This window comes from Methanospirillum hungatei (genome assembly GCF_020216685.1).
In the GTDB taxonomy this organism is placed as follows: Archaea; Halobacteriota; Methanomicrobia; order Methanomicrobiales; family Methanospirillaceae; genus Methanospirillum; species Methanospirillum hungatei_B.
Genome location: NZ_JAIWNS010000222.1, coordinates 1 through 7513 on the forward strand (window position 1 = coordinate 1; position 7513 = coordinate 7513).

Annotated in this window: 8 protein-coding genes and 1 pseudogene; 4 read left to right on the forward strand and 5 right to left on the reverse strand. The window is 51.4% G+C overall.

Annotated elements, in window-relative coordinates; translation table 11 throughout:
- The 3 genes from LDL35_RS13300 to LDL35_RS13310 all read right to left on the reverse strand — a co-directional run.
- On the reverse strand, positions 1 to 390 hold a 390-nt coding region (locus tag LDL35_RS13300), incomplete at its 3' end, for a hypothetical protein (RefSeq protein ID WP_304023272.1).
- Positions 341 to 2263, reverse strand: coding sequence for a clostripain-related cysteine peptidase (locus tag LDL35_RS13305; protein ID WP_304023275.1), 1923 nt, complete (start codon positions 2261 to 2263; stop codon positions 341 to 343). The genes LDL35_RS13300 and LDL35_RS13305, both read right to left, overlap by 50 nt.
- Before the next feature lie 44 nt (positions 2264 to 2307).
- Entirely contained in the window at positions 2308 to 3228 is a 921-nt protein-coding gene (locus tag LDL35_RS13310) for an ROK family protein (protein ID WP_304023276.1), read from the reverse strand.
- Positions 3229 to 3281: 53 nt separating this feature from the next.
- Between LDL35_RS13310 and LDL35_RS13315 the strand changes: the two genes are divergently transcribed.
- On the forward strand, positions 3282 to 5267 hold the full coding sequence (locus LDL35_RS13315; protein WP_304023279.1) for a cation:proton antiporter: 1986 nt from the start codon (positions 3282 to 3284) through the stop codon (positions 5265 to 5267).
- 9 nt (positions 5268 to 5276) lie between these two features.
- On the opposite strand, the gene LDL35_RS13320 is transcribed toward LDL35_RS13315, so the two are convergent.
- Both LDL35_RS13320 and LDL35_RS13325 read right to left on the reverse strand, forming a co-directional pair.
- Positions 5277 to 5678, reverse strand: coding sequence for a hypothetical protein (locus LDL35_RS13320; protein WP_304023282.1), 402 nt, complete (start codon positions 5676 to 5678; stop codon positions 5277 to 5279).
- Between the two features lie 63 nt (positions 5679 to 5741).
- Complete coding sequence (locus LDL35_RS13325) at positions 5742 to 6518, reverse strand: SIMPL domain-containing protein (RefSeq protein WP_304023284.1); 777 nt, start codon at positions 6516 to 6518, stop codon at positions 5742 to 5744.
- A 72-nt stretch (positions 6519 to 6590) separates the two neighbouring features.
- Here LDL35_RS13325 and LDL35_RS13330 point away from each other — a divergent pair, with 72 nt between their 5' ends.
- The 3 genes and pseudogenes from LDL35_RS13330 to LDL35_RS13340 all read left to right on the forward strand — a co-directional run.
- Positions 6591 to 6887, forward strand: a complete 297-nt coding sequence (locus tag LDL35_RS13330; protein ID WP_304023285.1) for a hypothetical protein — start codon at positions 6591 to 6593, stop codon at positions 6885 to 6887.
- A complete protein-coding gene (locus tag LDL35_RS13335) occupies positions 6884 to 7399 on the forward strand; it encodes a tRNA (cytidine(56)-2'-O)-methyltransferase (RefSeq protein ID WP_304023287.1) in 516 nt (171 codons plus the stop codon). Before LDL35_RS13330 ends, LDL35_RS13335 begins: the two co-directional genes overlap by 4 nt.
- Positions 7396 to 7513: pseudogene (locus tag LDL35_RS13340) on the forward strand (ATP-dependent carboligase); the annotation flags it as partial. The gene LDL35_RS13335 and the pseudogene LDL35_RS13340, both read left to right, overlap by 4 nt.

Here is a 7513-nt window from a genome sequence, read left to right on the forward strand (position 1 = left end):
AATTGACAGGTTGCTATTGCCAAGTTCCCCGTCTGCAAGGTCTGCTTTCAGGTCGTCAAGCCCGGCGATGGTCATCCCCCTCCATCCTGGTTTGTCTGCACCACCATACGCTGCAAGAATTGTTATTCGCTCTGAGAGATCTTCTGCACCCAAAACCACCTGTGCAAGATCATCGGTTATAAGCCCCAGCTCCTGCTCAAGGGTTCCACCAGAGGCATAGAGAGCGATAAGAAGGGTGCTGTTTTCGTCAGCTGCTGCGGGGATAAAAATCGATAGAATAAAAAAAATGAGACATATCAGGAAGATGTTCTTCCCGGTATTTCCTGTGTAATGGATTAAATTACTGGTTATTCTCTTCAGGTTCCTGCAGTGCTGTGATATTGGTCTCACGCTCCATGAGTGTTATCTCGCCATTCTCTATCTGGAACAGTTGCATCCCTGCATAGTCACCAGGTTTGTTTCCATATTCGGCATAGAGTGCCTGGGCATAGATGCCGTCCGGGAGGATGTCGTAGATAAGTTTTGTATTCTCAGTTATATCGAGAACACCAATCTCAACCCACTCTCCACCGGTTTCGGTATCTTCGTCCACTCTCCATGCATACGAATACACCGTATCATTCGGTTCCAAGTCAAGGTTTTGCCGTGAGAACTGAACAATGCCATTTTGCCGGATTGTATACGGGCAGGCAACAAGCCGTGTCTCGCCGGTCCGTGGATTGATATACACGTTCAGCACCGCCGTAGTATTGAGTGAATCCCTGATCAGATCAATTTCTGACGTATACAACACCGATCCAGATGGCACTATGGATTCAAAGCTCATCCCAAGGAGTGCATAGTTGTCTTCGTCATTCATATCCTGCAGGTAGTACCAACGGCCATCCCACTGAGGCAGGGTGTACTCGCCGTTCTCATCAGGGTCAAGCGGTTCGTCACCGAGGAGAATGAGCTCGTCCCCGTCAGCATAGTAATACTCAGCATAAACGGATGCGGTGTTTGTCGGATCTTCAATAAGAAACCCCGAATCAGATCTGGTGATATCCGGCTTTTCAGTATCCTGTCCTGAAATCTCGAGGAGGTTTACAAAGAACGAGTCCCACCCCGGCGTAATCCGTGCATCATCACCCAGTTCATCATACAGGTCAGGGGTGATACGGCTCGGGGACATAATTGACAGTCCGCCAGATTCGGGAACATACTCATCATTCCGATGGTACAGGACTGTTTCATCAATACTCGTGGTAACGGCTGCTATCTCATCAGTAAGATCCGGGGTCTGGTTCCCGATAGCTTTCAGGAATGATTTGAGGTCTACTGATGTCTCTCCCCCTTCCCGGTTGTCTGATCCATATCTGGCAGGGACCTGGTATGCCTTTCCAACAACCCGGTATCCGTCAATTGACTCGGTGTAGGGCATCATTCTGGTCCCAAGACGGTCCAATGCCTGAATGAGCGCAGGGATCTTTGTAAGATCGATGACCGAGAGGGTTTTTCCGGTATCATCCCTGGTCATGTATGCATCAATAATGATCCGGCCAAGTTCTTCAAATCCAATATCTGGGTTTTCCCCAAGGGCTTTAATCCAGGTTTCATACTCCCATCCGGTCCCTGGTTCAGTCTCTTCTGATCCGATCAGGAGTATTCCGTACGGCTCCATGGCTTTGGCAACTTCAAGCGCTCCCATAAGGCAGGCGTCATACCCGATCAGGTCATATGTATTGCCGGATGCCTCAAGTGCCTGTGATATATCCGTAAGCGAAAGCTGCCCGTCGGTGACCTCATCCACACCAAAGCCATCATACCCACCGCCATGATCCCAGAATATGAGGATCTTCCGTTCAGCCGGGAAATTCTCTCCGGTCCATGAGAGGAAGTGTTGAAGGGTTTCCTTGTTACCCATGTCTGCATACGGGTCATGATACGAAACATCCTCAGTATTGCCGATCACACCGTCTGATGCATCCTCCATCAGTTCTTTGACGGTGACATAGGTAATTCCCCCAAATCCTGGCGTTTTTGATCCCCCGTACCCAAGAACAATCTGGAGATTTTGTTCGCTGGTCTCGCCATACCCGTCAAGAATCTCCGCGATATTCATGGTCGCCGATTGATAATCACTCTCCAGATCACCGGCTATCATGTAGATGACAAGGAGGTTTTGGATCAGTGCTGTCGGTCTGTCGTCCTGTATCGCTTCTCCCATCCCTGCCGGAATAATCCAAAGGAGCAGGAGAAGGATTAATATGTGTGCCGCCTTCATCGCTGTTCGTATGTTCAATAGCTTTTCCAGCTTTATTAACGCGTTTATATCATCTCCGGATGAAATACAGCCATCGCAGCGCCGATAAGTGGTGCATCTCCGTTCAGGGGGCTGAATGAACAGGGTGGCAGGTCAAGGTACCGGTCAGTATAGACAAGAGCCTGGTCAAGCAGTTCAGGATTCTTCTGGATGACCGTTCCGTCAAGGATGATACAGTCAGGATCATAGGCGACTATCACCGATGAGAGTCCCCGGCCATTCACCCGTGCAAGGGCATCCAGAAATCCGGCATATCGGTGATCAGTTGCCGAGATCCGGAGAATTTCAGGTGTCATTGTATCAGTGCAGGGAAGATCATGAGCGGTACACCACTCCCTGAAAAAGAAGGGAATTCCTCTCCCTGAAGCATACCCTTCCCAGTGACCGGAAAGACCACAGGTGCAGGTGAGGTTATAGGTCGTATCAACCGGGAAATGACCGATCTCCCCTGCGTTTCCTCCCCGCCCGGTGATGACCTTTCCATTGGTAAATATTCCGCCCCCGATACCGGTTGAGATGGTGATGTAGACAACGGTTTCATATCCCCTGCCCCCTCCGGCACAGACCTCACCCAGAACGGCTGCCCGGCAGTCATTTTGGAATATCACCGTCAGGTTGGTTGCTTCTTTGAGAGGGGCAACAATCGGGACGGTGTCAAAGGGGATGTTCGGGGGATGGTCAAGGATCCCCTCCCTGACATTGAGCGGCCCTGCTGCAGCAATGCCAAGTCCGGCAAGAGGGATATCTCCTGCAATATCTTCTAGGACTCTTGCAATGGCCAGAGGTATGTCCTCTGCTTTCCCTTTGTTCGGCGTTGGAAATTTCTCAATCCTTACAACCTTTCCGTCCTCACGAACCAGCCCGACACGGGTATTGGTTCCCCCGACATCTGCTGCACCGGCGATCCGCCCTTCACCCTGCTGCATGCTCCTCTGATGATCTGCCGTATGATGAAAAGAACCTAGTGGTATCAGGTGCCATGATAGGTCAGTTCATGGAAGGGCAGTTAGCAACTCTATTCACCGGGATTGTGGTGGTATTTCTCATCGCCGTCCTCCTCCTCATCGTCCTGTACCGGGTAAAGATCCCCTCAGTCGTTGCATTTTTAATCGCTGGGTTTCTGGCAGGACCGTCCGGTCTTGGCCTTATCACCAATGAAGAGTCTATCAGTTTCTTTGCAGAACTCGGGGTCATCTTTCTGCTGTTTACCATCGGTCTTGAGTTTTCCGTATCACGGATCTTCAAATCAAGGCGATATGTCCTTATCGGAGGGATGGTTCAGGTATTGTCCACCATCCTCATCTTCACCGCCCTTATGCAGATTACTGGGATGGACCTTGCCCATGCCTTCTTCTGGGGTATGCTGGTCTCCTTGTCATCAACGGCCATCGTGATGAAGGTGCTTGCTGATCGGATGGAGGTTGATAGTCCGCATGGGAGGGCAACGCTTGGTATTCTCATCTTCCAGGACCTGATCGTCATTCCCATGGTCATGATTACCCCCGTCCTTGCCGGCACAACTGATACGGATGTCTCCCTTGCCCGGCTTCTTATCGGGAGTTTTGTCATCATCGCGGTGGTGTATGTTGCTGCAAAGTATGTGGTCCCGGCTCTTCTCCTTCATGCGGCCAGGCTCAAGAATCGTGAGATGTTCCTCTTCATCGTTATGGGGACCTGTCTTATCGTTGCATACCTGACCAGTGAGTTCGGGCTGTCGATGGCCCTTGGTGCATTCCTTGCCGGTATTATCATATCAGAGTCGGAGTACAGCACCCATGCGATGTCCAGTATCCTCCCGTTCCGGGATCTGTTTACCAGTTTCTTCTTCATATCCATCGGGATGATCTTTAACCTTCAGTTCTTCATAGAAAACCCGCTTATTATCGCAGAGCTGGTCCTGCTGGTCATCGGGGTAAAATATGCGACCGGAACTCTGGCATCCCTGCTGGCAGGTCTGGCCCCCCGGGCCTGTGTGATGACCGGGATCTCCCTTGCCCAGGTTGGAGAGTTCTCCTTTGTCCTTGCGACAACCGGAACCTCGCTTGGGTTTTTCGCCCAGGACTCCTTTCAACTCTTCCTTGATGTGTCAATCGTAACCATGGGTGTTGCTCCGCTCCTCATGGGGTTATCAGGGAAGATTGCAGCCCCGCTCTCCTCTCCCCTCTGCCGGATCATGCCAGACCGGAGCCATGTGGTGGAGACCGAAGAGCAGGGGCCGGAGGATCACATCATCATCGTCGGATATGGTCTGAACGGGAAGAACGTGGCAAGATCAGCAGATATCGCCGGTGTTCCCTATCGGATCATTGAGATGAATCCTGATACTGTACGAGACGAGAAGGCGAAAGGAAAACCGATTATGTTCGGGGATGCAGCCCAGGGTGAGGTGCTGAAAAAGGCCGGGATAGCAAAGGCCCGTGTTCTGGTCATCGTCGTCAATGATCCCTTTAGCACTCAGCAGATTGTCCAGACAGCACGGATGCTCAATCCGGCCATTCATATCATTGTCAGGACCAGGTACATGGGAGAAGTCGCCACCCTTATGGATCTTGGTGCTGATGAGGTCATCCCTGAGGAGTTTGAGACGGCGGTTGAGATCTTTACCCGGATTCTATACACCTACCTGATACCGACAAGCGAGATTGACCGGCTGGTCAGTGAGATTCGGGCAGGCGGATACCAGATGCTCCGGAGTATTAACACTCCTTCCTACTCGTTTGATGACCTTCGGGTTTTAGTGCCTGATGTGGAGATACGGACAATCCGGATTGCTGATGATTCACAGTACGCCGGAAAAATGCTGAAAGAGACGATGATCCGGAGTCAGTATCAGGTATCGATCGTTGCCATCCGGAGAGGTCAGCAGATGACGGTCAGTCCGGGTGGAGATGAGATGCTCTGTGGAGGGGACCTGGTGATGGTCCTTGGAAGTCCGGAGGATATTATCAGGGCATTTTCTGCCTGATTTTTCAGTCTATTCTGTATCGATAAACCTGATTGCGTCCTGGAATGCATGCGGTCCGGAAAACCGTCTCATCTCCTGCAGATCATCAGAGACGATGATAACCGGCCGGCCGTTGGTTACCGCAAAGGTGAGGGTGCATTCCCGGTATTCACCAATGGAGATCCCCTGTGGCAACACCGATGCCGGTGTGAATGCAAGGATCTCACATGCATCATCAAAGGGCTGCTCCTGGAAGAAGTAGTAGAAGACCTGCCAGGCGTTGAGCAGATCAGAAACGACAATGGCATCCCTGACTGCCGGTTCAAGGGCGGTCAGACGCATCCGGGTGCAGACAACATCCTCGTCACAGTCCTCGAGGATTCTATCCACGATATCAGAGAGTACTGCAAAGGGGATGGATTCATCATTCATACTTTACGTATAAGACCTGTGAGAAAAAGGGGTTTATGGGTTTTCCAGGCATTGATTTTCCGATCAGAGGATCCGGTATCCTGTGGTAACCCGTGCAGTTACTTCAACCGATCCCGGTTCTATAGGAGTAGACGGGGCTCCTGCAGCCATCTGTACAGATCGGGAGTCCTGGTTGTAATAGACCGGCGGCTGGTAACTTTCATCCACGGTGACTTCGTGAACATCTCCAAGTGTCTTGCCCATGGCAGCCATAACGGTCTCAGCATCTGCCTGTGCCTTCTTCACCGCGATGGCTAGGGCTTCCTTCCGAAGATCTGCGGTCTTCTGCTGGCTTAAGGTAAACTGAAGGGAACTTACGGAGTTTGCACCTGCGGCAACGGCAAGGTCAATGAGATCTCCAACCCGGTCAATCTTCTCTGTCTCGATGGAGATGGTGTTTGACACCTGGTAGATGGTGACGTTGTCACCGTACTTTGCTTTGAGGGCGTCATCCGGGTAGTATACTTCAGAGATGTAGTAAGAGGTGGTACCAATCTCCCGTCCGGTCAGGTTCCCCTTGGAGGGATCCCGAAGAGCGGACATGACGGTTTCCATCTTCCGTGCATTCTCTTTTTGTGCCGCCTTTACATCAGGATTCTTTGTCACAACGGTGAGTTCAATCTGAACCCGGTCAGGGGTCGCTTTGATGGTCCCGCTTCCGGTGACGTGAATGAGCGGGATGCCATCGTCTTTTGTCTCCGTGGCACTGACGGATATCGTACTGGTGATCAGGACGATGAGCACCAGGCCGGTGATAAATGCGTTCCTGTGCATACCAACAGAGTTGAATGCTATCCTCATACCCTTTCCTGTGACTTCAACAAAGTTGGTAATTATCAGGGGGAAGTACTCATGGCAGTTGAGAGGTAATATGTGGGAATAGTGAGAGACGAGGATATCGACTGGACAGTATATCACCTGATAATAGGAAATCCAGGATGTACCTGTGAGACACTTATTGAACAGACCGGCTATGCCCAGGATATCGTCAATGCGTCACTAGCGCGGCTGAAGCGGTATTGTCTTGTGGATATCCGGGATAATGCCTGGCGTGCCTGCTCAACGGAGGAGATTGTGCTTAAACACCAGATGGCGGATATATTTTCAGACGGGCTTGAATTATCTGGCGGGGTAATCAGGTACAGGCCTGCCGGAGAGGAGAAGAAATGATAGTTGTTCTGAGGATTGGTCACCGGCCCCAGCGGGATATGCGGGTTACCACTCATGTTGGTCTTACAGCACGGGCTCTTGGTGCAGACGGGATGTATATTGCTGCAGATGATCGCGGTGTTGTGACAAGTATCCGGGATGTTGCCGACCGGTTTGGTGGCGAGTTCTTTGTTGAGGACAAAGTCGGCTGGAACTCGTGTATTAAGAGGTGGAAACAGGATGGCGGGGTCGTGGTCCATCTTACCATGTTTGGCCTGAACCTGCCTGATGTCGAAGAGGAGATCAGGACAAAGGAGAAGATACTGGTCATTGTCGGTGCAGAAAAAGTTCCGGGCGATCTCTACCAGATGGCTGATTACAACGTGGCGGTCACAAACCAGCCACACTCTGAGATTGCAGGGCTTGCGGTGTTCCTTGATCATATCGCTCCGAATGCACTGCATCGTGAGTTTCCGGGGGCTAAAGTCCGGGTGTATCCGAATGCATGCGGTAAAACGGTGGAAGAACTCTGAAGCGGATTCTCGTGGCCGGATTCTCGACCCGGCATGTTGTGTTATCTGCCATCCGGGCCGGGTATGAGGTCTGTGCGGTTGATCATTTCTGTGATGCCGATCTCCGGAAACATA